Raw genomic sequence first — 26,565 nt, forward strand, 5'->3', positions numbered from 1 at the left:
TTACTTAATAAAATAGCGATAAATATCATTTCCAGTTACTGCAACGATTAACAGTAAGAGAATGACAAAACCGATTACATCTACAATTGCTTCCTTATCTTCAGGAATTGGTTTTCGAATAATGAGCTGAATCAGGTTAAGTAATAATTTTCCACCATCTAATCCAGGGATTGGAATCAAATTTACAATTCCCAAATTAATAGAAATCATTGCTAAAAATGCTAGCAAGTATGTAAAGCCCATGTTTGAAACTTGAACGGTTTGCGAATAAATCCCTACCGGTCCAGAAAGTTTGTTCAAACTAAAATGTCTAAACAAATTGCCTACGGCATTAAAGATTAAACCAGTTGTACTAATACTTGTATTCCATCCACGGCTAATTTTTGCACCAAGACTATTATCAGGCTTTCCATAAAAACCAAGTTGATAGACTTTTTGACCATCTATCTTATTAACTTTAGGCTTTATGGAGAAATTTTTAACCTTATTATCTCTTTTTACCTTTACTTCAACAGTCTTACCTTTACTTTCAGCCAGTTCAGCAGCAATTTGATTGAAATTACTAATTTTTTTATTATTAATCGCGATAATTTCATCATTAGATTTGATCCCAGCTACTTGAGCAGGTTGATGAGCAATAGTGCTACCTACCGTTGTAGTCGGTGCACCAGGAGCTGCTAATGACCAAATAATAAATACAACAAATCCTAAGACAATATTCATGAATGGACCAGCAAAATTAGTAACTAGTTTTTTACCAACACTGGCCTCTTGAAATTGTGTATCCCGGGGTGCAATTAACAATTCAGTTCCATTTTGTTCAATGATTGTGGCATCATGATCAACAGAATAAGTTTTTAGTTGATCTTCATCACCATTTTCATATCCTTGAATAGTTAATGCATCTACTAAATCAGCGGCATTGACTTGTACTGGAATTCCTTCAATTGGCATTTGAGATCCTGAGGCATCAATTCGTTTAACTTTATTTTGATCATCTAACTGCAATACTACTGTAGTACCAGGATCAATCTTTGCGGCATCATCAGGTCCCGCTAAGCGCACATATCCCCCTAAAGGAAGCCATCTAATAGTATATGTGGTTTTAGCACGCATCTTTTGAAACAATTTTGGCCCCATACCAATTGAAAATTCACGAACTAAAATACCGCACTTTTTTGCAATAATAAAATGTCCAAATTCATGAACAAAAACAAGTATCCCAAAAACAACTAGAAAGATTAAAATACCTTTCATTCAGTAGCTCTCCTATAAAATACCCATAAATGCAACAACAGGCAAAACGAAAAGCATGCTATCAAATCGATCTAAAATTCCTCCATGACCAGGCAAGATCTTACCTGAATCTTTCACACCATAAAAGCGTTTATAAGCTGATTCAACTAAATCTCCCATCTGACCAACAATTGATAAGAAGAAGGCTAGAACAATCATCATAGCATTATTCCGACCAGTAGGAACTAAGGTAACATAAATTGCTGCGATAATTACTGCACAAATTACTGCTCCAATAGATCCTTCCCATGTTTTATTAGGACTAATAACTGGCCATAATTTATGCTTTCCAATCTTACGTCCCACCATATACGCTGCAATATCAGTTGACCAAACAACTGCAAATACATAGCCTAAAATTGCTAATCCAAGATGGGCATTTCTAATAGCGGCCATGAAGTGAAAGCCAGTTCCGATGTATAAAGCAGCCAAAGTATAAACTCCGGCATCATCAAATGTAACCTTATTCTTAGACAAAACCGTTCTTACGAGCATCAACATTACGAAGATATAAAAAATATCATACTTATTTAAAAACGCAGGTAAAAATTTAAAGAATGAATCAGGAACTGCCATAGTCAAGGTTGCTAATAAGGCCAAGATAAAATCCCAAGAAACAATAATTTGCTTCTTCATAATAAAAATTTCGCTAATTCCAACTGCTGCAAACGCACAAACTAGGACATCAATCCAAATGCCGCCCATTAAAACAATCGGAATAAATAAAATTAAAGCTACAATAGCTGTTATTACACGTTGTTTCATTTAAAATTCTACAGTTCTAATTAAAATTATACTTTTCCAAAACGACGATTACGTCCTTGATAATCTTTAACTAATTCTTCTAAATCAGTTTTATCAAAATCTGGCCATAATTTATCTGAAAAACTAAATTCAGTATAGGCCATTTGCCACAATAAGAAATTTGATAAACGTTCTTCTCCAGACGTTCTAATTAATAAATCAGGGTCTTCATATGGAGCTAAAGAATGAGTCAGCAAATGATCTGAGACCATTTTTTCACTAATATCATCAATATCAATTTCTCCGACTTTTACCTTACGGGCAATTTCTTGTACTCCAGCCGTTATTTCTCTACGCGATCCATAGTTAAAGGCAAAATTCAATACCATCCCTGTATTATTAGCTGTTTCTGCCATGGCTTTTTGGGTTACTAAATATGTCTTCTCAGGTAATTCGTCTACAAATCCCATGATATTAACCCGAACGTTATTTTCCATTAGTTCCGGCATAAACTTATCAAAAAAGTCAATTGGTAAACGCATCAAATAGTTTACTTCGTCAGTCGGACGAGCCCAATTTTCAGTTGAAAAAGCATAAAGTGTTAAAACTTTTATTCCTAATTTATTGGCGGCAAGAGCAATATTTCGAATATTATCCATACCATGACGATGTCCGACAAAACGTGGTAAATGTCTTTTTTTTGCCCATCTACCATTTCCATCCATAATTATGGCTAAATGATTAAGTGGTTTTTTTGATTCTGACATATCTTATCAAGTCCTAAACTAACCTTGAGTAATTTCTTGACTCTTTTGATCTGCTAATTTATCAATTTCTTTAGTAGCATCGTCAGTTACTTTTTGAACTTGTTTTTCTAAACTACGTTGTTCATCTTCAGTAATATCGCCATCTTTTTCTTGACGCTTCAAAGTATCCATTGCATCTCGACGAACATTGCGGACAGCAATCTTACCTTTTTCAGCAAGCTTGCCTACTTGCTTAGCAATTTCTTGACGACGTTCACCGGTTAATTGTGGAATAACAATTCTAATTACAGTACCATCATTAGCTGGAGTAATTCCAAGATCAGAAGCTAAGATAGCATGTTCAATGTCATCTAAAGTTGATTTATCATAAGGCGTTACCATTAAAACACGAGCTTCAGGAATACTTACACTAGACATTTGTGTAAGTGGAGTTGGAACACCGTAGTAGTTCACCTTAATTCCATCCAATAAGCTTGCATTTGCAACACCGGCACGAATACCGCCTAATTCCTTTTGGAATACAGCGATAGACTTTTTCATATTATCTTTTGCTTTTTCAATTACTTCATTAGCCATTATTTATCACCTTTGATTACAGTACCAATATTTTCACCCATAACAACTTTCTTAATGTTACCAGGCTTATTTACATTAAAGACAACTAGTGGAATATTATTATCCATAGACAATGAACTAGCTGTACTATCCATTACCTTTAAGTTCTTTGAAATCAAATCAAGTTGAGTTAATTCAGAGTATTTCTTAGCATTTGGATCAACTTTAGGATCAGCTGAGTAAACGCCGTCAACTCCATTTTTAGCCATCAAAATTACATCTGCATTAATTTCAGCTGCTCTTAAAGCTGCAGTAGTATCGGTTGAGAAGTAAGGATTACCGGTACCACCACCAAAAATAACAACACGGTCCTTTTCTAAATGACGAATGGCTTTACGACGAATATATGGTTCCGCAATTTGACGCATTTCAATTGATGTTTGTACTCGTGTTGGAACGCCTAAGTTTTCTAATCCATCTTGTAATGCTAGACCATTCATAATCGTTGCTAGCATTCCCATATAGTCTGCTTGAGCTCTTTCCATACCCAGATTTGCACCAGTTTCACCACGCCACATATTTCCACCGCCACAAACAATACCGATTTCAACACCCATATCGTGAACAGACTTAATTTCTTCAGCTAGATGCTTAATAACCTCTGGGTTAATACCAGTACCTTTTTCACCAGCAAGAGCCTCACCAGAAACTTTTAAAATAATACGTTTATACTTAACTTGACTCATAAATTTACCTCCTCATTGCTGTTATCATTTTACCATAAAATCACTGCAATATATTATACCGAAAAAAAGGAGCAACGCCTAAGCGTTACTCCCATTTTTAAGTAAATAATTACTTCATTTGTTCACGTACTTCGGCAGCAAAGTCTTCTTGCTTCTTTTCAATACCTTCGCCAACTTCGTAACGTTGGAAAGCAACTAACTTAGCTCCCTTTTCCTTTAAGAATTCGCCAACAGTCTTGCTGTCGTCCATAATGTAGTTTTGTGATAAAACTGCAAATTGCTTATCAACTTGAGTATTATCATCAATAAAGCGTTGCATCTTACCAGGAATAATCTTATCCCAAATCTTTTCAGGCTTGCCTTCTTCTTTAAGTTCAGCCTTAATATCTTCTTTAGCCTTAGCTAAGATATCATCGCTTAATTGTTTTTCTGAACCATAAACAAGGTGTGGCAATGGTTTCTTATTTACCAAAGCACGACTTTCGTTATCTTGATCAATCTTGTGGTTCATAACAGCTAATTGATCAGTGATGAATTCATCATCTAATTCATCAGGTGAGATAACTTTAGGACTCATAGCAGCAATGTGCATAGCTAAATGCTTAGCAGTAGCTTCATCAGCACCTTCTAAAACAGTGATAACACCAATTTGGCCACCATTGTGTTGGTATGCGCCAAATTCTTGGTCATCAGTTTTTTCTTCTAAAGCGAAACGACGTAAAACGATCTTTTCACCAATAGTAGCAGTTGCATCTACGAATGACTGACCCAAAGTAGTACCATCAGCCATCTTTAATTCTTCAGCTGCTTCCATGTCAGCAGGTTTACCTTCAGCAATAGTTTTAGTAGCTTCATTAACTAATTTAACAAACTTATCGTTTGAAGAAACGAAGTCAGTTTCTGAGTTAACTTCAGTAATAGCTGCAACATTACCATCAACGTAAACGCCAGTTAAACCTTCAGCTGCAACACGATCAGCTTTCTTAGCAGCCTTTGCCATACCTTTATCACGAAGATATTGAACTGCCTTATCCATGTCACCGTCAACTTCTACTAATGCTTTCTTGGCATCCATAACACCAGCACCAGTACGTTCACGTAATTCTTTAACTAATTGAGCAGTAATTTTTGCCATTAATATGTCCTCCTACAGAACTAACAGTAAAAACAAATTAGTCTTCTGATTTTTCAACAACTACTTCGATGGATTCTTCTTCATCGTCTTCAGCTGCTGCTTTATCAGCCATTTCTTTTTCAACATTTTCGCTGTCATCTTGGCCTTGCTTACCTTCAATAATTGCATCAGCCATAGCACCTGAAATCAAACGAATTGCACGAATTGCGTCATCGTTTGCTGGGATAACAACGTCGATTGGATCTGGATCAGTGTTAGTATCAACCATAGCTACTACAGGGATACCTAAAATGTTTGCTTCGTGAACAGCGATCTTTTCTTTCTTAGGATCAACAACAAACATAACATCTGGGATTCTTGGCATATCTTCAATACCACCTAAGAATCTTTCAAGTTTTTCCATTTCCTTAGTCAAAAGTGCAACTTCCTTCTTTGGTAATACATCGAAAGTGCCATCTTCTGACATTTGCTTTAATTCCTTTAATCTCTTAACACGGCTTTGGATAGTAGTCCAGTTAGTCAAAGTACCACCTAACCAACGTTGGTTAACGTAGTATTGACCTGCACGTGTAGCTTCTTCTTTAACAGCGTCTTGTGCTTGTTTCTTAGTACCAACAAACAAGAATACGCCACCGTCTTGAGCAACTGCCTTAACGTAGTTGTAAGCGTCATCTAACATCTTAATAGTCTTTTGTAAGTCAATGATGTAGATTCCGTTTCTTTGAGTGAAAATGTAAGGAGCCATCTTTGGATCCCATCTTCTAGTTTGGTGACCGAAGTGGACACCTGCTTCAAGCAATTGCTTCATAGTAACAACTGTCATAAAAAATTCCTCCTGGTTAATTCCTCTCAAGAGGTCGTATTAAATTCTGACCATAAATGGCACCTAGGAATTTAATCGCTCTTGATGTGATATAAATTTAATATGCGAAACGCATACTTGAACATTGTAACTAATTAATTTTATAAATGCAATTAAAATTTTACATTATGTTCTTTTAAAAAATTCTCTTTCCATTTTCTTGAATGGTGTTTGAACCAATATTCTCTCTTTAAGGCCAGTTTTTTATCATCAAATTCTTCATGATAAATCATTTTTACTGGTCGACGTGTTTTTGTGTATTTAGCCCCTTTTCCTTCATTGTGCATCTTTAATCGATGAGCTAAGTCATTTGTAAAACCACCATAGAAACTTCCATCATTACACAATAAGCAGTAAAAATAATATTTTTCTTTTTTAGGCCCTTCTTCCTTATTTTCAGTGATAACTTTTTTTATTTCAGGTGTAAAGGATCCGTCTTGATTATGAACAACAATGGCATCCCTCAAAACTAGACCATCACTCGCAGTATTTCTAATTGCTTCTACCACAACTAAATTAGCATCTGCCACTCTCTTAGAGACAAATGGTTGCACCCACTTTACACTCAGTTGATTTTCTAAACAATAGTGCATAATTTCACCCAAACGCTCAGGCCGATGAACCATAAACATTTTGCCTTTCATCTTCAGCATATCACTTGATACTTTAATTATTTGCTCAAGGTTAATTGCTAGTTCATGTCTTGCTAAGGCCTTTTTTTCATCTGGATTAACAATATGACCTTTAGGAACTTTGAAATAAGGAGGATTAACAACAACTACATCATACTTATCTTTACCTAATTTTTTCGGGGCATCTAATGCATTCAGACAATGGACTTCTATCCGATTTTCTAATTTATTCAATTTAATACTTCGTCTTGCCTGATCAGCTATTTCTTTTTGAATCTCCACTGCATCATAATGTGCCCGGTTAAAATAGGACATGTAGATACTAGCAGCCCCATTACCACTGCATAAATCAACAACTTTATAATTATCATGTATTTTATTTTGCGCAAAATATCCAAGAAGAAGCGTATCTAAAGAAAAAGAAAACGCATCTTTTTCTTGGATGATTTGTAGGTCATCATTGTACATATAATCAATTCGTTCATTAGGTTTCAATAGCTCCATTTTCTATACCCTTCTAAAAATTCTTTGCTGTATTGTATAATACTATAGATAAAATTGGAGGAAAGATCATGTTTTATAAAATTATTCGCCCAATCGCCCGATTTATTGTCTGGGTACTTAATGGACATTTACATGTTCATCATAAAGACCGTATACCAAAAGGTAACTATATTTTAGTAGCCCCTCATCGAACTTGGTGGGAACCAATTCTTTTTGCCTTGGCTGCAAGTCCAATGGAATTTATGTTTATGGCAAAAAAAGAACTTTTTAAAAATCCTATTTTGAGATTTATTTTAGTGCATGCACATGCTTTTTCAGTAGATCGCGATAATCCTGGTCCTTCTGCAATTAAGATTCCTGTTAAAGGATTACGCAAAGGTGATCTATCGTTGATTATTTTTCCTTCCGGAACTCGTCATTCTGAAGAGCTTAAAAGCGGCGCATTTGTTATTGCCAAAATGGCTAATAAGCCTTTAGTGCCAGTTGTTTATCAAGGACCGTTGACCTTTAAAGGTTTCCTAAAAAGAAAATCTTTAGACATTTGTTTTGGTGATCCAATCTATATTCCACGCCGCGAAAAGATTAATAAAGAAACTACACCTGCTCTATACCAGCAATTGGAAGAAGCTTGGGACAAGTTAGATAAAGAACAAAATCCTGACTTTCACTATATCGCAAAATAATTTTTTTATTATTCAAGATTTTTAGTGTTAAAATGACATAGTCTAGCGTGGAAAAGGAGAATCAATAATGTTAGAAAAACCTTTGTATAAAATGATGCTTAGTCATTCATTTAATATCCCTGTAAAAGTTACGTACTGGGATGGAAAATCAGAAATTTATGGAAATGGCACACCGGAAGTGGAGGTTATTTTTAACAAAAAGATTCCTTTTAAAGAAATAACAAGTAACGCCTCTTTAGCTTTGGGTGAAGCTTATATGGATAAGGATCTTGAAATTAAGGGCAGTATCCAAAAATTAATTGAAGCAGCATATGAAAGTAGTGAATCATTTATGCGTGCTTCAAAATTTAGAAAATTTTTACCTAAGCAAAAGCATACTGAGAAAAAAAGTCAAGAAGATGTTCAAAGTCACTATGATATCGGTAACGATTTTTATAAACTATGGCTTGATCCAACTATGACATACTCATGTGCTTACTTCACTAATGGTAATAAAGAGGATCTTGAAGTTGCTCAAATCGCTAAAGTTCATCATATTCTTCAAAAATTAGATCCTAAACCAGGTAAGACTTTACTAGATATTGGTTGTGGCTGGGGAACATTAATGCTAACTGCAGCTAAAGAATATGGACTTAAAGTTACCGGAGTTACTTTAAGCCAAGAACAATTTGATTTAGTCAACCAAAAGATCAAAGACATGGGTCTTGAAAATCAAGCCGAAGTTTTACTTGAAGATTACCGTGAATTAGGTAATCGTGATTTTGATTATGTTACTTCTGTAGGTATGTTTGAGCACGTTGGTTCAGAAAACCTAGGAGAATACTTCAAAGACGTTGCTAAATACTTAAAGCCACACGGTGTTGCTTTAATTCATGGTATTACTCGTCAACAAGGCGGGGCTACCAATGCTTGGATTAACAAATATATCTTCCCAGGTGGCTACATTCCTGGCCTAGTAGAAATTGTCTCAAGAATTGAAGAAGCTAACTTACAAATTGCTGACATGGAAATGCTTCGTCGCCACTATCAAAGAACTCTTGAAATTTGGGATAAAAACTTTAACGACCATCGTTCAGAGGTTGAAGGAATGATGGGCGAACGCTTTGTAAGAATGTGGGATATGTATCTTCAAGCTTGTGCAGCTTCCTTTGAATCAGGAAACATTGATGTTATTCAATACCTATTAACAAAAGGCCCATCTGGTAAAACCTTACCAATGACTCGTCAATACATGCTGAATGATAAATAAAATATAATTCAAATAAAAGCTCGGTCTTAAACGACCGAGCTTTTATTTATCGCTATTTTGTTGAAGCTTATAAAGATTGTAGTAATACCCTTTCTTCTTCAATAGTTCCTCATGTGTACCACGTTCAACAATTCTTCCTTTATCCAAAACAATAATCTGGTCCGCATCTGCAATTGTTGAAAGACGGTGCGCAATTGCCAAAGTCGTTCTTCCTTGACGAAGCTTCTTTAATCCCTCTTGAATTAAATTTTCGGTTTCTGTATCAACATTAGCCGTTGCTTCATCTAGAACTAAAATTTTAGGATCAGTTACTAAGGTTCGTGCAAATGAAATTAATTGTCGTTGTCCTTGACTAAGTTCTGATCCACCTTCAATCACTTTTGCATGATATTTACCAGGCATCTTTTCAATAAATGAATCTGCTTGTACGGTTTTAGCAGCATCTTTAATTTGTTGATCTGTAATTTTGTCATTATACAAGCGAATATTTGAAGAAATGTCCCCATAGAACATAAAGGGTTCTTGTAAAACTAATCCTAGTTTTTTACGTAATTCTTTCTTCGGAAACTTCCTAATATCAATGCCATCAATAAGTACTTCCCCACTACCAAATTCATAAAATCTCATCATTACATTGATAATTGAACTCTTTCCTGATCCAGTATGACCAACAATTCCTAAAGTTTCACCTGGATTAACTACAAAAGATACATCATGTAAGATTTCATTCTCTCCATCATAAGAAAAGCTGACATTTTTAAATTCAATCTTTCCTTTTGAAATAGCTGCTCTTTTATCATTTTCTTGTCGCGGTTCGTATTCTTTTTCATCCATAATTCTAAAAATACGTTTACCTGCCACAATTCCATCTTGAAAAGAAGTCATTCGATCCATCATAGTAGAAATAGGATTAAAAAATTGTTGTACATATTGAGAAAAAGCATATACAATTCCGGCAGGAACAAAAGTCTTTTGCAATGGAAAACCAAAATACATTAACACTAGTGCAAGAGCCAATGAATAAAGCAAACTAGTCATTGGCGATAATAAAAGCGAGTTAACTCGAATCAAGTTAAAACGTGTTCTCATTAAAGTACCATTCTCATTTTCAAAATGGTTTGTCATTCTTTTTTCCTGCTTAAATTGCTGAATTAGAGAAACTCCTTCAATAGATTCATTTAAGTTAGTATTAATTCGACTAAGCCGTTCCCTAAAAGCACGATACAATCTAGAACTCTTTTGTGTATAAATCCAGAAAATAAAACCTAAAATTGGTAAAAACAGCAAGACAATTAACGCCGCAAATTTATTAGTTACATACATCGCTATAAAAGCAGTTACTAAAGAAAATACTCCAATGACTACTTGACAAAGTACTCCTAAAAAGTCGCTTAGAGTCATTGTATCATTAGTGACTCTTGATACAATTGAACCTGCTGGCGTCTGGTCAAAATAGCGCATCCCTAAACTATGAAGTTTTCGATATAAATCTTTTCTTACACTTTCAAGTGTCTTTTCAGCGCCAAGTGCATATAAATATTGATATACAAACTGGAGAATTGCCTTAATAATTGTTCCAAGCCCATATAATAGTCCAGCCCAAATTATAATCTGTACTGTCGCTTTTTGTTTGATCAAATAATTATCTAAGAAAAACTGTAGTCCTCTTGGTAAAAGCATATTAATTACACTTACTAAGAAAGCTCCAAAAATTGCAATTCCCATTTCCACTTTAAAAGGCTTTACGTATTTTAAAACTCTTTTAAATATTTGAACTTGTTCTTTAAATGGGATAGCCTTAGACCAAACTGATTTGCTTTCTTCATTATTGTCCATCTACTTCACCCACCTTTGCTTGTAGTTCTTGTTTACGCCACATTTCAGCATACCAACCATTTTGAGCTAAAAGATCAGCATGTTTTCCTCTTTCAACAATCTTCCCCTCTTTTAGAACTAAGATGAGATCAGCATCCATTACTGAGGTCAAACGATGAGCTGCAATCAAGGTCTTTTTTCCTTTTCTTTCCGATTTAAGTGAATCCAAAATAGAGGTCTCTGTCTTTGCATCTACCGCTGAAAGAGCGTCATCTAATATCAAAATAGGACTTTCTTTTAACAAGGCTCGTGCAATTGATAATCTTTGTTTTTGTCCCCCAGACAAAGACACTCCATTCTCACCTACCAATGTTTTATATCCGGCTGGCATTTGTAAAATATCATCATGCAAATCACTCTTTTGAGCCGCAGATTCAATTTTATCTTTCTCCACATTTTCATCAGAAAAAGCAATATTTTTTTCAATAGAAGTAGAAAATAAAAAATTATTTTGCGGAACATACGAAATTTCACTTAAAAGTAATTTTAAAGGGATATTCCTAATATCATGACCACCTAAGCTTATTCTTCCTTGGTATTGATCAAATTCTCTTAATAAAAGCTCAATAATAGTGGTCTTTCCGGATCCAACTTTTCCCACTAAACCTAATGTTTGTCCTGGTTTTAATGTAAAATTAATATTTTGCAAAACTGGTATTTCTTTTTCATCAGGATAGGCAAAGGATTTAATTTCATATTTTAAATCACCTTGAATATCTGTAGTTGTTAAGCTTTGATCAGCGTTTTCATCAGTAATTTGAGGTTTTTCATATAATAGACGTTCAACACGATCATAAGAGGCTGATCCACGCTCTAAAATATTGAATAAATAACCAATTGCAAACATCGGCCATACCATATTAGAAATATAAGCAATAAAGGAAACCAATTGACCAACTGATAAAGTACGATTTGATACCAGTAACCCACCATAGATAATTGTAATTACATAAGTTGCTCCAATAATTAATGTCCCTAATGGATCAAACATTGAATCCCATTTAAAAACTTTCTTATTGATTTGAATGGTATCATCTACCATCTTATTAAAGGCAGCTGAATCCTGCTCACTTTCACCAAAGGCTTTTAATACTTTAATTCCGGAAACTGATTCTTGAGTTTTATTATTTAAACGTGAAAATGCAGCTTGTGATTTGTCAAAACTATAATGAAGCTTAGCTCCTAACTTCCAAGCACCTAAAGCAAGAAAAGGAAGTGGTAAAAGGGCAATAATAGTTAACCTAAAATCGGTAAAAATAATCATCGCAATCATTGTAGTTCCACCAGTAACCAAAGAGTCAACTAAAGTCAAAACTCCATCTCCAGCTACATTTTGAATGGAATTGATATCATTAGTCGCATGTGCCATTAAATCCCCGGTGCGGTGCCTTTGATAAAAAGTTTTATCCATTATCATAAAATGCTTGAATAAGCGGGATCGCATTTGTCTTTCTAACTCTGCTGCTCCACCCCAAATTTGCTTACGCCAAAAGTAGCGCAATAAATATAAGACTATGGCTGCAGCAATGACAGCTAAAATTAAGGCACCATACTCACCCCAGCTAATTGACCCTTTATCTAGCTGGTCAGCCATCAGCCCCAAAATTCTAGGTGGGACTAAATTGGCAATTGAAGTTAAAGCTAAAAAACTAATACCAATAATATATCTTTTCTTCTCTTGCTTAAAAAACCACCCTAATTTGCTAAAAATATTCATTTTTCACCCCACCATATACAAAAAACAGAGGAATACGATCCTCTGTCTATTACCAAATATTAGTAAAGTAAGCTACTATTTTTGTTGTTGATGCTTCATCATATTCATAACTTGATTAAGCTTCTTAGCAGATGGTTTTTGTCCCATTTGCGCCATCATAGCTGCAATCATATCTTCACTAATAGGAGGATTGTCTTGGAAATACTTCTTCATGTATGCGCGAGCACCATAAAATCCGCCAACAAGACCGATTAATAATGCGATAATAATAAGAAAAATTGCTAAACCTAAATTCATTTCCCAAAAACCTCCAAAAATTAATGTACTTTTTCAGCATACCAAAAAAATAGTATTTTTTAAAGTAAAATATTAATCTTTTCTTAATCCTTTACGACGTTGTGCCTCTTTAGCTTTTTCTGAGGTTACTTCTTTACCATCTTTGTCAATGACTACAGTATCCTCTAATTGTTGTCTAAATCCAGCACGGAAGTTTTCTAGAAAAACAGATCTTAATTTTTTACGTTCCTCTAACTCATCAGGAGTTAATTCACGTTCTCTACTAATTTTAGTTAATTCATTGATTCGCTTGATTAATTTTTCTTCTTCTTTTTTGTCCATAATAAACACCTCACTAAGCAATGTTAGTTTACCTTAATTATACCAATAAAAAAAGACTCAACTACTAAGAACGCCTGTTTGCCGAGATAATATTTTTTTGTTAGAATACTAATAAGTAAGTAAATGGAGAAAAAATTATGACTGAACCACATGCAAATAAACAACTAGAAATTTTACGTTTTATTTACGATACTGTTGAAGAACGAGCTTTTCCTCCTACAGTGCGAGAAATCTGTAGCGCAGTGGATCTTTCTTCTACTTCAACCGTTCACGGTCACTTAGCACGCCTAGAAAAGAAAGGGTATATTTTAAAAGATGCCACTAAACCAAGAGCAATCGAAGTAACTGAAAAAGGTCGAGAAGCTCTGGGAATTAAACCTAAAGATATTCCTGTTGTTGGCGTAGTTACTGCCGGTCAACCTATCTTAGCCGTTCAGGACATAGATGAGTATTTCCCTCTTCCTCCTGATCTCGAAAATGACGCTGGCGAGCTTTTCATGTTACGTGTGCATGGCGAATCAATGATTAATGCTGGAATTTTAAATGGTGATCATGTCATTGTTCGTAAACAATCTAGTGCTAATAATGGTGAAATTGTTGTCGCTATGACTGAAGATAACGAAGCAACTGTCAAAAGATTTTTCAAAGAAGACGGTTATTACCGTCTGCAGCCAGAAAACGATACAATGGATCCAATTATTTTACCTGTGGTTCAAATTTTAGGTAAAGTTGTAGGTCTATATCGTAATAATATTGATTAAAAAATGGTAGGAAGTGTCATTCCTACCATTTTTTGCTATTTAATTAGCGGTTTTACATTTAACCAGTCTTGCGCGATTACTTCAGCTAATTTTCTATTATAAAAAACTGCTGCAGGATGGTATTGTGGTACAACGATATACTTTTCTTTAGACCAGATATAACCATCTTTTTTATCGTTTAATTCTAAAATTGGGGTATTTTCAATAATTTTTCCATGCACATTACTAATTTCATATTTATCATCTAGCAATCTTGTTAGAGCCGTAGTACCCACTGTTACAATGATTTTAGGTTTAACACACTTAATTTCATAATCTAAAAATGGTGCATGTGCCAAAATTTCCTTTTTAGTCGGTTTTCGATTAGGATATTTGATTACTTCTTTATTTTCTTTTTTACTAAATGTGTGCTTAATACTATAAGGACGGCTTCTGACAGCACTAGTTATATACACATCTTCTCGTTTAAGATCGATTGAGGCTAAAGATTTCATTAATTCTTTTCCAGACGCACCGTGAAACGGGATTAGCGACTCTATCTCTTCTCTTCCTGGCGCTTCTCCTACAATCATAAGCTTGGGATGAACTGGACCAGCACCAAAATTAATTCCTTCTAATTTCATCCCCTTTGATCTTTCCTTAACTTCAGCTAAGAGTTTATCTGGATATTTCATTTTCAATATATTCCTGTGCCTTCTTCAATAATTCTTTCAATTCTTTATAATTTAAACAGTAATTAGCTTCTGCTAAAGTTGCCCATTTATAATCTCCAATTTCACTTTTTTGTAGTTCTATTTTTTGATCCGGGTTAAATCTACTCAAAAACAATGTTACAGTTTTTAATCGATCCCGGGCAATTTTATAAGTAATACTTTCCTCAAAATCATAATCATAATCTGGCTTTAGTCCCACTTCTTCATAGACCTCTCTTTGAGCGGCCTGTACATTATTTTCATCCTTTTCTAGATGCCCTTTTGGAAAGCCCCAAGTTCGGTTAAGTCTACTTTGGACAAGTAAAAATTCTATTTTATTATTTTTAATACGATAAACAATACTACCAGCTGAATACTCATGCATCTTTTTTACTCCCTTCTTATGATTGCTCTTGTTGTTTTCATTATAAGCTAAATTAAAATTTTCGACCTCTTCAAGACCTTTATCTCCTATTTAATTATATAAATTAAACTTAAAATTATTTTTCATCTTCTTTGTTTAATCGACAAAATGCTAATTTAAGGTTACACTTTATGTTGAAATAGATTAAACAAGGTGAAAAAATTGAAGAAACAAGAACAATCTGAAAGCTGGGGTCAGTGGATTCTCCAGGTACTAATCCTAGTAGCCATATTTTTTGGTATCTTCTTTGTACTAAATAAATATGTTTTTGCCAATTTAACTGTATCTGGAATTTCAATGCAACCTACTTTTGAAAATAACGATCGTGTAATTGCCCTTCGGCATGCTAAGATTAAAGAAGGTGACATTGTAATTGTGGATGCGCCTGACGAGCCAGGAGCCCTATATATTAAGAGAGTAATCGGGTTACCGGGAGATACCATTGTAAGTAAAAATAATCAAATTTATATTAATGGTAAAAAACTTAATCAACCATGGTTAAAGGCTGGGCAAAAATTAATTGACAATGGAGAGGACGGAATCTCAGGTATTAAATATACTAATACACAAAATTTCACTCTGAGTTCTCTAGCTAAAACTCAAAATTATCGTCAATTTTATACCTCAAAGCAACTAAAAGAAATGCAAAAGACTAATAAAGTTCCTGCTAATACTTATTTTGTAATGGGAGATCATAGAAGCGTTTCTAAAGACAGTCGCTATATTGGAACAATTCCACGAAGTAAAATTGTGGGAGTAGTAAAGATGCGCTACTGGCCACTAAATCACATTACATTTTATTAATCAAAAAGAGTTTCTTTTTTTGAAACTCTTTTTTTATCTACAAAAAAAAGCCATCTCTTTCGAGATGGCTTTTAATACTGTCTTGATTAATTGAATTAACCGCGACGCTTTTCAGCAATTCTAGCTGCTTTACCGTGACGTTCACGTAAGTAGTAAAGCTTAGCACGACGTACACGACCGTGACGAAGAACTTCAACCTTAGCAACACGTGGGTCATTTACTGGGAAAGTACGTTCAACACCAATACCTGATGACATCTTACGTACAGTGTAAGTTGCGCTGATACCAGCACCCTTACGCTTAATTACAACACCTTCGAACATCTGAATACGTTCGTGAGTACCTTCTACAACACGTACGTGAACACGAACAGTGTCACCTGCACGAAAGTCAGGCATATCATCGCGTAATTGTTCTTTAGTTAATTCTTGAATTAATGGATCCATTATTTTCTCTCCTTCTACGGCATTCATCAACACCTTGTGCCAGCGGAATACCCATAAATCAGTGGCTTATGCCACAACGACTAGTTTACCAAATAGAAAAATGCTTGTAAATACTAATTCTCTTTTTCACTTTTAATTTCTTCAAGCATTCTCTTTTCTTCATCTGTTAACTCACGGTCAGCTAACATATCAGGACGGTAGAGATATGTTGCTCGTAAGGCTTCCTTATGACGCCACTCAGCAATTTTTTGGTGATTACCCGATGTTAATACTTCAGGGACTTTCTGACCTTCAAAATCAGCAGGACGCGTATATTGCGGATATTCTAAAAGACCGTGTGAAAAACTTTCTTCTACTGGAGAAGCAGAATTTCCCAAAATCCCCGGTAAGAGACGAACAGTAGCATCAATCATACTCATTGTTGGTAATTCTCCACCAGTAAGGACGTAATCGCCAATTGATACTGTTTCATCAGCCAAATTATAGATTCTCTGATCAAAACCTTCATAGTGACCACAAATAAAAGTTAAATTTTCTTCTTTTGACCAATCTTGGGCCATTTTTTCATTGAAAGTTTTTCCTTGTGGAGCAGTAATAATTACTTTTCCTTTATTATTTAAAGAATCTAGAGCTTTTTTTATTGGCATAATTTGAAGTACCATCCCAGCTCCACCTCCATAAGGAGTATCATCGACATGATGATGTACGTCGCTAGTAAAGTCACGGAAATTAACTAAGTTTAATTCCCATTTTTTGTCTTCTAGACCTCTTCCCAACATTGATACCTGCAAAGGAGTAAACATATCTGGAAAAAGGGTTAAAACATTAATTTTCATCTCGTAATCCTTCAAGCAAAGTTACTTCTATTCTCTTATTGGCTAGATCAACTTTTTTAACTACTGATTCAATATTTGGAATCCAAAAACTCTTTCCTTTTTCTGGCTTTATCTCCCAAATATCATTAGCACCAGGAGTTTCAATATTTTCTAATACTCCTAGCTTTTCTCCAGTCTCAGCATCATAGACCGGGCAATTTAAGATGTCCTTAAAGTAATAGCTACCTTCAGGTAATTCTTGTTGATCTGTTTCTGCTACATATAATTCTTTACTGCAAATTTTTTCAGCTTGATCAATATCATCAATCTTTTCAAATTTAACTAAATAAAATTGTTTATGGCGTCGAGTATTTTCTACAATTAATTCTTCATACTGTTTATTATTCTTAATAAACAATCTACTTCCTGTAGCTAATCTTTCCTCTGGAAAATCAGTTGTTGCATTTACCTTAACTTCTCCCTTTAATCCATGAGGAGACAATATCTTTCCAACTTCAAAATATTCAGTCATAGAACTTATTCTTTCTAAATAAAAAAGTTTGGGAAGAGCTTTCCCAAACTTCTAATTGCAATAGTAAATTACTTACCGTACTTTGCGTCGTGGTATCTAGTCATCAAACCAGCTTTTGAAAGTAAGCTTCTTACAGTATCTGATGGTTGAGCACCTTTTTCAAGCCATTCAAAAATCTTGTCTTCTTCAAGCTTAACTTCATCAGAGTTAGTAAGTGGGTTGTAGTAACCAACTTCTTCGATGAAACGGCCATCACGTGGCATACGTGAATCAGCAACTACGATACGGTAAAAAGGTTTTCTCTTTGAGCCCATACGGCGCATACGAATCTTAACAGACATTAATTAATTCCTCCTAAATTTCTTGACTTAAATAATATAGCATATAGAAAAATATGTGTAAAGGGTTTTTCCTTAACAGTTGAAAATTATTTTGAACGATAACGCTTAATATTCTTCATCCGTTTCTTCTTATTTTTCTTAAAGCGCTTATTCATTGATCTCATCGCCATCTTACCCATTGGTGAATTCATTCCTGGTAAGTTAGCCAATTCACCCATATCACCTTTGGTCATCTTTTGCATCATTTCTTTTGATTGCTTAAATTGTTTAATCATTCGGTTAACTTCAGCGATCGATCTACCAGAACCGGCAGCAATTCTACGTCTTCTGGATGGATTAAGAATATCAGGATTTTCACGCTCTTCTGGGGTCATTGAATAAACAATAGCCTTAATGTGATCGATTTGTTTTTCCGGAATTTGAATATTTTTAAGAGCAGGATTATTACCCAATCCAGGGATCATTTTAATGATTTGATCTAGAGGACCCATTTTTTGAACTTGCTCCATTTGATCAATAAAGTCATTAAAATCAAAAGTATTTTCCCGCATCTTTTCAGCCATCTTTTCGGCTTCTTTAGCATCGTAATCTTGCTGAGCCTTTTCAATTAAGGTCAACATATCACCCATACCTAGGATACGTGAAGCCATTCGATCCGGATGGAAAGTAGAAAGATCCGTTAATTTTTCACCTTGACCGGTAAAGATAATTGGAAGACCAGTGACAGCACGAATAGAAAGTGCCGCACCACCACGAGTATCTCCATCAAGCTTAGTCAAAACAATTCCAGTTAGATCTAGGTCGTTATTAAATCCTTCTGCTACTTGTGTAGCTGCTTGACCTGTCATTGCATCAACAACTAATAAAGTATTATCAGGATGAGCAACTTCAGTTACACGTTTCAATTCGTCCATCAATTGCTCATCAATTTCAAGACGCCCAGCCGTATCAATCAAGACGTAGTCATTTTTATTTTTATCAGCTTCTTCAAGACCATGCTTTACAATTTCTGCTACATCTTGGTTATCTTCACTATAAACCGGTACGTCTAATTGTTGGCCAATTTGCTTTAACTGCTCCATAGCAGCTGGACGATAAATATCACCTGCAATTAACAATGGACGAGCTTTTTCGTTCTTCATTAAGTAATTTGCAAGTTTACCCACAGTAGTAGTTTTACCAGTACCCTGTAAACCGACCATCATAATGATTGTTGGAATATGCGGAGATTTATTAAGAGAAACAGCCTCTTCTCCCATCATTTTAGTTAACTCATCATCAACAATTTTGATGATTTGTTGTCCTGGATTTAAGCTATCTTGGACTTCTTTACCTAAAGCTTCCTTTTTTATTTTTTTAATAAAGTCTTTTACAACCTTAAAGTTAACGTCCGCTTCTAATAAAGCCAATCGAATTTCACGACTAGCGTCATTAATATCCGCTTCTGAGATCTTACCTTTACCGGTTAAATTTTTTAATGCTTTTTGAAGTCTTTCACTTAAATTTTCAAAAGCCATACTATTCTACTCCCATTTGTCTTAATAATTTCAAAAGTTCAATCTGAGCTCGATTAATTTTGCCATGTTCAAGGGCATATACTGCCTCAGTAATTTTTTCTTCTATTTGAGTATAATCACGTTTCATATGAAGTTTATCTTCATATTTTTCTAAAGCACGGCTGCTTCGTTTCAAATTATCATAAACAGCTTGTCGAGAGACATGGTGATTATCTGCAATTTCTCCTAAAGAAAGATCATTGTAATAATAATCCTCAAAATACTCTTGTTGTCCTTTTGTTAATAATGGACCGTAGTAGGCAAATAAATCGCCTAATCTTTCATTTTTTTCAAGTTCATCCATTTGTCTCACCTTGAACCAGTATAGCAAAAAAAATGTATTTCTAAAATAATAGCTATGTAGTTTTAAGAGACTTTTAGCTTAATTAATTTCAAAAAAGAAGGTTAGGCAATTTTTCCTAACCTTCTTGTATACGAATATTTTAATTAAAGATTTGGATCCATTTTAAATGTTAACTTAGACATCTTAATTGCATCAGTAAACATTTGACCCATTAATTCTTCACTATCTTTCTTAGTATGAGCAACAGTCTTTTGATTTTCACGAGTTAAGTAGTCGGTTAATTCTTCACCACTTAAATCTTTAGCATTTTCAATAATTTCTTCAACTCTACCGCGGTAGTATCTATTCAATTCTTCAAGATATTTAGTGTCAAGTTGCACAAATTGAGGATAATGACTTTCAACTAAAGCAGCAAGAGATTTATAGTACCACCATGCATCATCTTTATTATAGGTCATTGACGTATTGTTAAATGATGGATCAGTTTCATTCATATTAGCAAAGAATGGGATATATGGGGTAAATGTTGGTCCACCAATACATAACCACATAATACCAGCCATTTCTTCAGGAACATCGCTTCTAATTTGCAAAATATGTGAGTTCTGAGTTCTATTTAAACCAATTGGACGATAACGATGCTTCTCTTCCTCAGTTCCATGACCAAACGGATCAAATGGAGTATCTTGATAATGAGAACCAAGTGCAAATTCAATATCTTCCTTAGTCAATTTCTTAGAAGCTTTTCTAATGAAAGGAATATCTGGATCCTCAGGATCTTGTTCAATTTCTGGGTTGAAAAGTTTTTGGATATACCATTGACGACTAGTGTTGTAGTGACGATCTTGTTCAGTATAAGTTCCAAAAATGTGACGGAAATTCCAACCTACATGATCAGGATTTAAGTGATGTTCTTCAACGAATTCTTGAATTCCTTCACTCCACATAAAGTTATCTGGATCATCAAAGTTAACTTGTTGAATAGCAACACGGTTACCAGTTGCTGCATAACAGTCATCTGGAATGCGTTGAGCAACCCAGTGGTGTCCTGTAACAATTTCCATGTACCATACTTCGTCTTTGTCACCAAACAAAACTGAGTTTCCAGCAGGTGAACCATATTTTTTAATTAAGGAACCAAGACGTTTTACACCATCTCTTGCAGAATCAATATATGGCAAAACTACAGTCTGCATACAATCTTCATCTAAACCATCTTTAACCAATGGATCAAATGCTAATGTTCTTTCGTTACCATAAGTTGATTCAGTACATGACATAGCAACATTCTTTTGGTTGATACCACTTTCGTCATAATAACCTAACTTTTTATAGTCAACGTTTGGAACTGCTGGAACTCTTTGAGCATCTTCAGGAAGATCCATTTCAAACTTATTAAGCCAAGATTTAATTTTACGTCCTTTTTCACCATGAACAGCTGGCTCAATAATAAACTTTTGTGGCGTAATTGCACCTGCAGTATCGTCATTACGTGAAATCATTACTGATCCATCAATTGATGCTTTTTTTCCAACTAAAATAGTTGTACATGCACTTAAATGCTTCATTGTTTACTCCTTATATATTAATTGTAGCTTTGCCTATTATTAGATTAATCCTTGGAAGAGACCAATTGCAAATTTTTCTGCATCAAAGTTTGCTAAATCATCAACTTTTTCTCCAAGACCAACTAATTTAACCGGTAAATCCATTTCATTTCGAATTGCTAATACTACTCCACCTTTAGATGAGCCATCAAGCTTAGTTAAAACTAGCCCTGTAAGTTTAGTAGTTTTATCAAAGTCTTTTGCTTGTAGTAGGGCATTTTGACCTGTTGAGCCATCAAGGACTAAAAGGACTTCATTTGGTTGATCAGGCAGGATCTTTTTTATTGTTCGCTTAATTTTATCAAGCTCGCTCATTAAATTGACCTTATTTTGAAGACGACCAGCAGTATCCACTAATAAGAAATCAATTCCTCTCTCTTTAGCCTTTTTAACACCATCATAAACTACAGAAGCCGGATCAGCTTTTTCAGGACCAGTGATTACTTCAACCCCATCACGTCGACCCCATTCTACCAATTGTTCTACAGCACCTGCTCTAAAAGTATCGGCCGCTACCATCATGACAGACTTGCCCGAGTCTTTAATTCGCTTAGCTAATTTACCAATTGTTGTTGTTTTTCCAGCTCCATTAACACCAACAAAAAGATAAACATTAGGCTTTGCAGAAGGATCATCAGCTAATTTAGAATCTTCACCTTCCCCGCCTTTATCATAAATATCGACTAATTTTTCAACTATGACTTGCTTTAATGCATCATGGCTTTTTGCATTTTGGAGTTTGGCTTCATCCCTTAAAGAATCAGTTAATTCTTCAGCAGTTTCAAAACCGACGTCAGATTCAATTAATAAATCTTCAAGATCATCAAAAAAGTTTTCATCAACTGTTCTAAATTTAGCAAAAAATGCATTTAGACGTGCCCCAAAAGAATGATTGGTTTTTTCTAACCCTTTGTCATATCTTTCCTGTTCATCTTCTGTAGTTACTTCTTCAGAGCTCTCTTCAGAAGATTCAGTTTCTTCGGGCTTTTCCTCTTCTTTTTTTAAATTAGATGATTCTTGATCTTCTTGAAATTCTTCAGTTTCTTCAGTTTTTTCAGCTTCATCTTGTTTTTCTTCAAAAGCAGTTCCGGCATCACTCCAGCCTGGAGTCTCCTTAACTCCTTCATTTTCTTCTTCATGTTCATCTTCAGAAGATTCTGACTTAGGCTCTACAACCTCTTCATTTTTTTGAATATCTTCAGCTTCATTGGTTTCTTCAGGCTCTTGAAGTTCTTCATTTGAATTTTCAGTTAGTTCTTTTTTACTTTCTTCTTGTTCTTCATCTTTATGACCAAAAAGAGATTTCTTGATTTTATCAAATAATCCCACTACTAATTCACTTCTTTCTTAATTTCATTTAACGATACAGATAACACTTTTGAAATACCTGATTCTTGCATTACGATTCCATACAAATTATCTGCTTTCTGCATAGTTCCACGACGGTGTGTAATAACAATAAATTGAGTTTTCATATCATAATGATTCAAAAACTGAGCAAAACGATCAACGTTTGTTTCATCTAAAGCTGCTTCTACCTCGTCTAGAATACAGAATGGTACTGGGTTAACTTGAAGCATTGCAAACAATAAAGTAATTGCAGTTAATGCCCTTTCTCCACCAGAAAGAAGCGTTAACTTCTGGGACTTCTTACCCGGTGGCTGCGCAATAATTTCAATTCCAGTTTCAAGTAAGTTCTTTGGATCAGTTAACTCTAATCTAGCATGACCACCATCAAACATAATTGGAAAAATCTTTGCAAAGCTTCTTTCTATCTGGTGGAAGGTTGCGCTAAACCTACTCTTTACCTCATCATCTAGTTTAGACATTGACTCTTCGATATCTTTTCTAGCCTTTAGCAAGTCATTCTGTTGTCCATTTAAGAAATCATAACGCGTTTTAACATCTTCATACTCTTCAATAGAGTTCAAGTTAACCTCACCAATATCTTCTAAAGACATTTTATGTAGGTGAACTTCACGTTCTAATTTCTTACGCAAATCTGTTGTATTTTGTCCCTCAGATAATTGCAAAGCTGCTTCAAAAGTTAAGGAATATTCTTCACTTAAAATACCAAGTTTTTGATTAATCTGGGACTTAAGTTCTCCTAGCCTTGCAGAATACTCTTCTTGCTCCGCAGCAGTATTTTTACGCAAATTATAATTTCTCGTAGCAACTTGATCAAGATTATTTATTTGAGCATCAAATTTACCTAAATCTTTATTTATTTCAGCTAAAGCCTCTTGCATTTGTTTTTTCTGCTTGCTTAGCTTAGCAACTTGCTCTTCAATTTCTGACTCACTTTGTCCATTTTGAGACAATGACAAAGCTTTAATTTTTTCTTCAATATCCTTAAGTCTGGAATTGGTATTTTCAAGCTGTTCTTCCAATTCGGATTTCTTAGTAGTAATATTTTCTAATTTATTTTTTACTACCGCTAAGTCGGAATTTAAGTTACTTAATTCTGCTTGTAATTTTTGATAAGCTTCATCAAAATCGGTCAACTCAGTCTTTAATTGATCCATTTTTGCTCGTTGTGTTTGAGCAACTTCTTCAAGTTCCTTCTTTTTAGCCTGCTCTTTTTCAAGACGGCTAGTAAGTTCAGCTTCTTCTTGCTTCTTCTCAAGTTGAGCCTTTTGCTGTAAATCATTTAACTGAGTTAGCCTTTGAACTTCTTTTTCTTCATTTTCATACTTAATAGCTTGCTCACTAATTTTTTGATTTAAGGCAGTTAAATCAGTATTTTTAGCTTCTAGCTCTGTTTGTAACTCTGTTAATCTTTGATCTAATTCGTTTAGGGCTGTTTTTAGTTTAGTAAATTCTACATTCCCTATCTTAATTTGCCGGGTTAATTTATCAATCTCAGCATTTGTGGCCAGAGGAGAATTATTTCTTGTATTTCTAGTCCCACCAGTCATACTTCCTCCAGGACTAATAATATCTCCGTCCAGCGTCACAATTCGATAATATCGTCCAATTCTGCGTTGAACACGCAAAGCCGTATCAATAGTATCTACCACTAAAACATTTCCTAAAAGGTAAGAGATAGCATTAGAAATATCAGTCTCAGTTTTTGATGTTACTAAGTCTGCTGCCACGCCTTTAAATCCTTCAATACTTTGTAAGGATTTTAAAGTGGAGACAGCAATCTCATTATGACGTAATCCATCTAGAGGTAAAAAGGTAGCCCTACCTGTACGAGTTTGCTTCAACAAATTAATGGCATCCCTAGCACTACTTTGGTCAATAGTAACTAAGTCTTGAACGCCACCACCTAAAGCCGTTGACAAAGCGGCTTCTAATTCAGCTGGAAAAGAAATTAATTCCCCAATAACCCCTACAATTCCATGAAAATCACTTTGATGGTTTAAAACATATTTAACCCCATAATAGTATCCTTCATGTCTATCTCTAATTTTCTTTAAGCCTTCTACTTGTGCAGAAAGCTGTTGTAAATCATTTCTAGCCTTTACGTAAGCTTGTTCACTTTGGTCCTTAAGCTTACTCTCTTCAGCAATTTTTCTATCAAGAGTTGCAATAGTTTCATTTAATTGTTTTCTCTTTAAAACAAGGTCCTGACCTTGTTTTTTTAATTGTGCAAGAATTTTTTGAGCTTCACCTAATTGTTCTTCAACCTCTTGCTGGCGATTATCATTCGATTTTTTACTACGAGTTAGCTCATTTTTTAAATAGACAATCTCGTTATTATTACTCGTTTGATCCTGCAAAGTTTGAATATAATCAGAGCGAACCTTTTCTAATTGATTATTTAACTGCTCGGGACCTTGCTTAAGTTCCTGCTTTAAATTCTTTTGTTTCTTTACAAAATTAGCAAGGACTTGGTTTTGACTGTTTAGATCTTTTTCATTAGCTTCAAGCTGGCTCAATAAACGTTTTTTTCGCTCTTTTAGCTCCTTAGATTGTGCATTATATTCCTTTTGAGTAGCAACATCATATTCTCGAGATTGTTGATGCATTTGAAGATCAGTAGTCAGATTGGCAATTTTTTGTGTTAAAGATAATAAATCTTGCTGCTTTTCATCTTTTTCAGCATGGCGCTCATTTGATTGCTTACGTTTTTCTTCTAAATCAGCTTGGGATTGTTTAACCTCGTCATCAAGCTTATTTAAAATCCCTTGATTTGCTGCCGCCTTCTTAGCAATCGCCTTCTTCTCTTCATTTAGACTTTCAATCTCCAAGCCCAAAAGTTGTTTTAAATTATGATCAAGCTGTTCCTTCTGAAATTTATATTCTTTTGCTAAAGAACTCTGTTCATGTAACGGCTCGATTCTACCTTCCAATTCTTTAACCAAATCATTAATTCTAATTAAATTAGCATTAGTTTTGTCTAATTGCTTGAGTGCAATTTCTTTTTGCTGCTTAAAATGAAGGACGCCGGCAGCCTCTTCAAAAATTCCTCGACGCTGTTGTGGCTTAGAATTAAGAATTTCATCGACCTTCCCCTGAGAAATTATTCCCAAGCTATCAGATGACATCCCTGATTCAATAAACAGTGTCCTAACATCTTTCAATCTTACTGGATGATGATTTAAAAGATAATCACTTTCGCCGTTACGCAAAATCTTTCTCGTTACGACCACTTCATCATTATCATAAGCAAGTTGGTGATCACGATTATCAAAAACCAACTCAACCTCAGCATGATTCATTGGAGCTCTCATTTGACTACCAGCGAAAATAACATCTTTCATATTTTCACCACGTAAAGACTTGGCAGATCCTTCACCCATTACCCACCGAATTGCTTCAGTAATGTTACTTTTCCCACTACCATTTGGACCAACGATACCGGTAATACCATTATTAAATCTAATTGTCGTCTTATCAGCAAAAGACTTAAAACCATTTAAAACTAATTGTTGTAGTGGCACAGAATCAC

The 26,565-nt window shown here is 34.7% G+C and carries 27 protein-coding genes; 4 read left to right on the plus strand and 23 right to left on the minus strand.

Annotation, left to right across the window (positions count from 1 at the left end; translation table 11 throughout):
* The 8 genes from rseP to CP370_RS03350 all read right to left on the minus strand — a co-directional run bounded on the left by rseP (position 1) and on the right by CP370_RS03350 (position 7,241).
* On the minus strand, positions 1–1,257 hold the full coding sequence (gene rseP, locus CP370_RS03315) for an RIP metalloprotease RseP (RefSeq protein ID WP_087713093.1): 1,257 nt from the start codon (positions 1,255–1,257) through the stop codon (positions 1–3).
* Positions 1,258–1,269: 12 nt separating this feature from the next.
* Positions 1,270–2,061 (minus strand): phosphatidate cytidylyltransferase, encoded by a 792-nt coding sequence (locus CP370_RS03320; protein ID WP_004897124.1) that lies wholly within the window; start codon positions 2,059–2,061, stop codon positions 1,270–1,272.
* A gap of 26 nt (positions 2,062–2,087) precedes the next feature.
* Positions 2,088–2,807, minus strand: coding sequence for an isoprenyl transferase (locus tag CP370_RS03325; protein WP_004897123.1), 720 nt, complete (start codon positions 2,805–2,807; stop codon positions 2,088–2,090).
* Positions 2,808–2,825: 18 nt separating this feature from the next.
* The gene (gene frr, locus CP370_RS03330; protein WP_004895267.1) at positions 2,826–3,383 is read right to left on the minus strand and encodes a ribosome recycling factor; all 558 of its coding nucleotides are present in this window, start codon (positions 3,381–3,383) and stop codon (positions 2,826–2,828) included.
* Positions 3,383–4,108 (minus strand): UMP kinase, encoded by a 726-nt coding sequence (gene pyrH / locus CP370_RS03335; protein ID WP_087713094.1) that lies wholly within the window; start codon positions 4,106–4,108, stop codon positions 3,383–3,385. The genes frr and pyrH overlap by 1 nt, the downstream gene beginning before the upstream one ends.
* A gap of 109 nt (positions 4,109–4,217) precedes the next feature.
* Entirely contained in the window at positions 4,218–5,243 is a 1,026-nt protein-coding gene (gene tsf / locus CP370_RS03340) for a translation elongation factor Ts (protein ID WP_087713095.1), read from the minus strand.
* 37 nt (positions 5,244–5,280) lie between these two features.
* Positions 5,281–6,066 carry a 30S ribosomal protein S2 gene (gene rpsB, locus CP370_RS03345; protein ID WP_012845955.1) on the minus strand — a complete coding sequence of 262 codons (786 nt, stop codon included), beginning with the start codon at positions 6,064–6,066 and terminating at the stop codon, positions 5,281–5,283.
* Positions 6,067–6,218: 152 nt separating this feature from the next.
* The gene (locus tag CP370_RS03350; protein ID WP_087284682.1) at positions 6,219–7,241 is read right to left on the minus strand and encodes a GIY-YIG nuclease family protein; all 1,023 of its coding nucleotides are present in this window, start codon (positions 7,239–7,241) and stop codon (positions 6,219–6,221) included.
* Between the two features lie 68 nt (positions 7,242–7,309).
* Between CP370_RS03350 and CP370_RS03355 the strand changes: the two genes are divergently transcribed.
* The gene (locus CP370_RS03355; protein WP_004897119.1) at positions 7,310–7,924 is read left to right on the plus strand and encodes a 1-acyl-sn-glycerol-3-phosphate acyltransferase; all 615 of its coding nucleotides are present in this window, start codon (positions 7,310–7,312) and stop codon (positions 7,922–7,924) included.
* 67 nt (positions 7,925–7,991) lie between these two features.
* On the plus strand, positions 7,992–9,173 hold the full coding sequence (locus tag CP370_RS03360; protein WP_087713096.1) for a cyclopropane-fatty-acyl-phospholipid synthase family protein: 1,182 nt from the start codon (positions 7,992–7,994) through the stop codon (positions 9,171–9,173).
* A 42-nt stretch (positions 9,174–9,215) separates the two neighbouring features.
* Here the strand turns inward: CP370_RS03360 and CP370_RS03365 are convergent, their stop codons facing one another.
* From CP370_RS03365 to CP370_RS03380, 4 genes are all read right to left on the minus strand, one after another.
* A complete protein-coding gene (locus tag CP370_RS03365) occupies positions 9,216–11,009 on the minus strand; it encodes an ABC transporter ATP-binding protein (RefSeq protein WP_087713097.1) in 1,794 nt (597 codons plus the stop codon).
* On the minus strand, positions 10,999–12,765 hold the full coding sequence (locus tag CP370_RS03370; RefSeq protein ID WP_012845951.1) for an ABC transporter ATP-binding protein: 1,767 nt from the start codon (positions 12,763–12,765) through the stop codon (positions 10,999–11,001). The genes CP370_RS03365 and CP370_RS03370 overlap by 11 nt, the downstream gene beginning before the upstream one ends.
* A gap of 75 nt (positions 12,766–12,840) precedes the next feature.
* Positions 12,841–13,062, minus strand: a complete 222-nt coding sequence (locus tag CP370_RS03375; protein ID WP_003649044.1) for a YneF family protein — start codon at positions 13,060–13,062, stop codon at positions 12,841–12,843.
* Between the two features lie 72 nt (positions 13,063–13,134).
* Entirely contained in the window at positions 13,135–13,383 is a 249-nt protein-coding gene (locus CP370_RS03380; RefSeq protein WP_087284686.1) for a DUF896 domain-containing protein, read from the minus strand.
* Between the two features lie 137 nt (positions 13,384–13,520).
* Between CP370_RS03380 and lexA the strand changes: the two genes are divergently transcribed.
* Positions 13,521–14,144, plus strand: a complete 624-nt coding sequence (gene lexA / locus CP370_RS03385) for a transcriptional repressor LexA (protein ID WP_011162245.1) — start codon at positions 13,521–13,523, stop codon at positions 14,142–14,144.
* A gap of 35 nt (positions 14,145–14,179) precedes the next feature.
* Here the strand turns inward: lexA and CP370_RS03390 are convergent, their stop codons facing one another.
* Positions 14,180–14,818 carry a uracil-DNA glycosylase gene (locus CP370_RS03390; protein ID WP_012845949.1) on the minus strand — a complete coding sequence of 213 codons (639 nt, stop codon included), beginning with the start codon at positions 14,816–14,818 and terminating at the stop codon, positions 14,180–14,182.
* On the minus strand, positions 14,802–15,221 hold the full coding sequence (locus CP370_RS03395; protein WP_012845948.1) for a bis(5'-nucleosyl)-tetraphosphatase: 420 nt from the start codon (positions 15,219–15,221) through the stop codon (positions 14,802–14,804). Before CP370_RS03395 ends, CP370_RS03390 begins: the two co-directional genes overlap by 17 nt.
* 201 nt (positions 15,222–15,422) lie before the next feature.
* Here CP370_RS03395 and lepB point away from each other — a divergent pair, with 201 nt between their 5' ends.
* Positions 15,423–16,064 (plus strand): signal peptidase I, encoded by a 642-nt coding sequence (gene lepB, locus CP370_RS03400; RefSeq protein WP_012845947.1) that lies wholly within the window; start codon positions 15,423–15,425, stop codon positions 16,062–16,064.
* A gap of 95 nt (positions 16,065–16,159) precedes the next feature.
* On the opposite strand, the gene rplS is transcribed toward lepB, so the two are convergent.
* From rplS to smc, 9 genes are all read right to left on the minus strand, one after another.
* Positions 16,160–16,510: a 50S ribosomal protein L19 gene (gene rplS, locus CP370_RS03405; RefSeq protein ID WP_003647502.1), complete on the minus strand. Its 351-nt coding sequence runs from the start codon at positions 16,508–16,510 to the stop codon at positions 16,160–16,162.
* Positions 16,511–16,623: 113 nt separating this feature from the next.
* Complete coding sequence (trmD, locus tag CP370_RS03410; RefSeq protein ID WP_012845946.1) at positions 16,624–17,346, minus strand: tRNA (guanosine(37)-N1)-methyltransferase TrmD; 723 nt, start codon at positions 17,344–17,346, stop codon at positions 16,624–16,626.
* Positions 17,336–17,857 carry a ribosome maturation factor RimM gene (rimM, locus tag CP370_RS03415; RefSeq protein WP_004895297.1) on the minus strand — a complete coding sequence of 174 codons (522 nt, stop codon included), beginning with the start codon at positions 17,855–17,857 and terminating at the stop codon, positions 17,336–17,338. The genes trmD and rimM overlap by 11 nt, the downstream gene beginning before the upstream one ends.
* A 68-nt stretch (positions 17,858–17,925) precedes the next feature.
* Entirely contained in the window at positions 17,926–18,198 is a 273-nt protein-coding gene (gene rpsP, locus CP370_RS03420; RefSeq protein WP_004897108.1) for a 30S ribosomal protein S16, read from the minus strand.
* 86 nt (positions 18,199–18,284) lie between these two features.
* The gene (gene ffh / locus CP370_RS03425; protein ID WP_004895299.1) at positions 18,285–19,715 is read right to left on the minus strand and encodes a signal recognition particle protein; all 1,431 of its coding nucleotides are present in this window, start codon (positions 19,713–19,715) and stop codon (positions 18,285–18,287) included.
* A 1-nt stretch (position 19,716) separates the two neighbouring features.
* Positions 19,717–20,058 carry a YlxM family DNA-binding protein gene (gene ylxM, locus CP370_RS03430; protein ID WP_004895302.1) on the minus strand — a complete coding sequence of 114 codons (342 nt, stop codon included), beginning with the start codon at positions 20,056–20,058 and terminating at the stop codon, positions 19,717–19,719.
* A gap of 143 nt (positions 20,059–20,201) precedes the next feature.
* A complete protein-coding gene (locus CP370_RS03435) occupies positions 20,202–21,626 on the minus strand; it encodes a C69 family dipeptidase (RefSeq protein WP_012845943.1) in 1,425 nt (474 codons plus the stop codon).
* A gap of 39 nt (positions 21,627–21,665) precedes the next feature.
* Positions 21,666–22,994 carry a signal recognition particle-docking protein FtsY gene (gene ftsY, locus CP370_RS03440; protein ID WP_087713098.1) on the minus strand — a complete coding sequence of 443 codons (1,329 nt, stop codon included), beginning with the start codon at positions 22,992–22,994 and terminating at the stop codon, positions 21,666–21,668.
* Positions 22,995–22,996: 2 nt separating this feature from the next.
* A complete protein-coding gene (gene smc, locus CP370_RS03445; protein WP_087713099.1) occupies positions 22,997–26,557 on the minus strand; it encodes a chromosome segregation protein SMC in 3,561 nt (1,186 codons plus the stop codon).
* Positions 26,558–26,565 lie beyond the last annotated feature (8 nt).

The sequence above is a fragment of the Lactobacillus sp. UMNPBX19 genome, from assembly GCF_002553805.1.
Lineage (GTDB): Bacteria > Bacillota > Bacilli > Lactobacillales > Lactobacillaceae > Lactobacillus.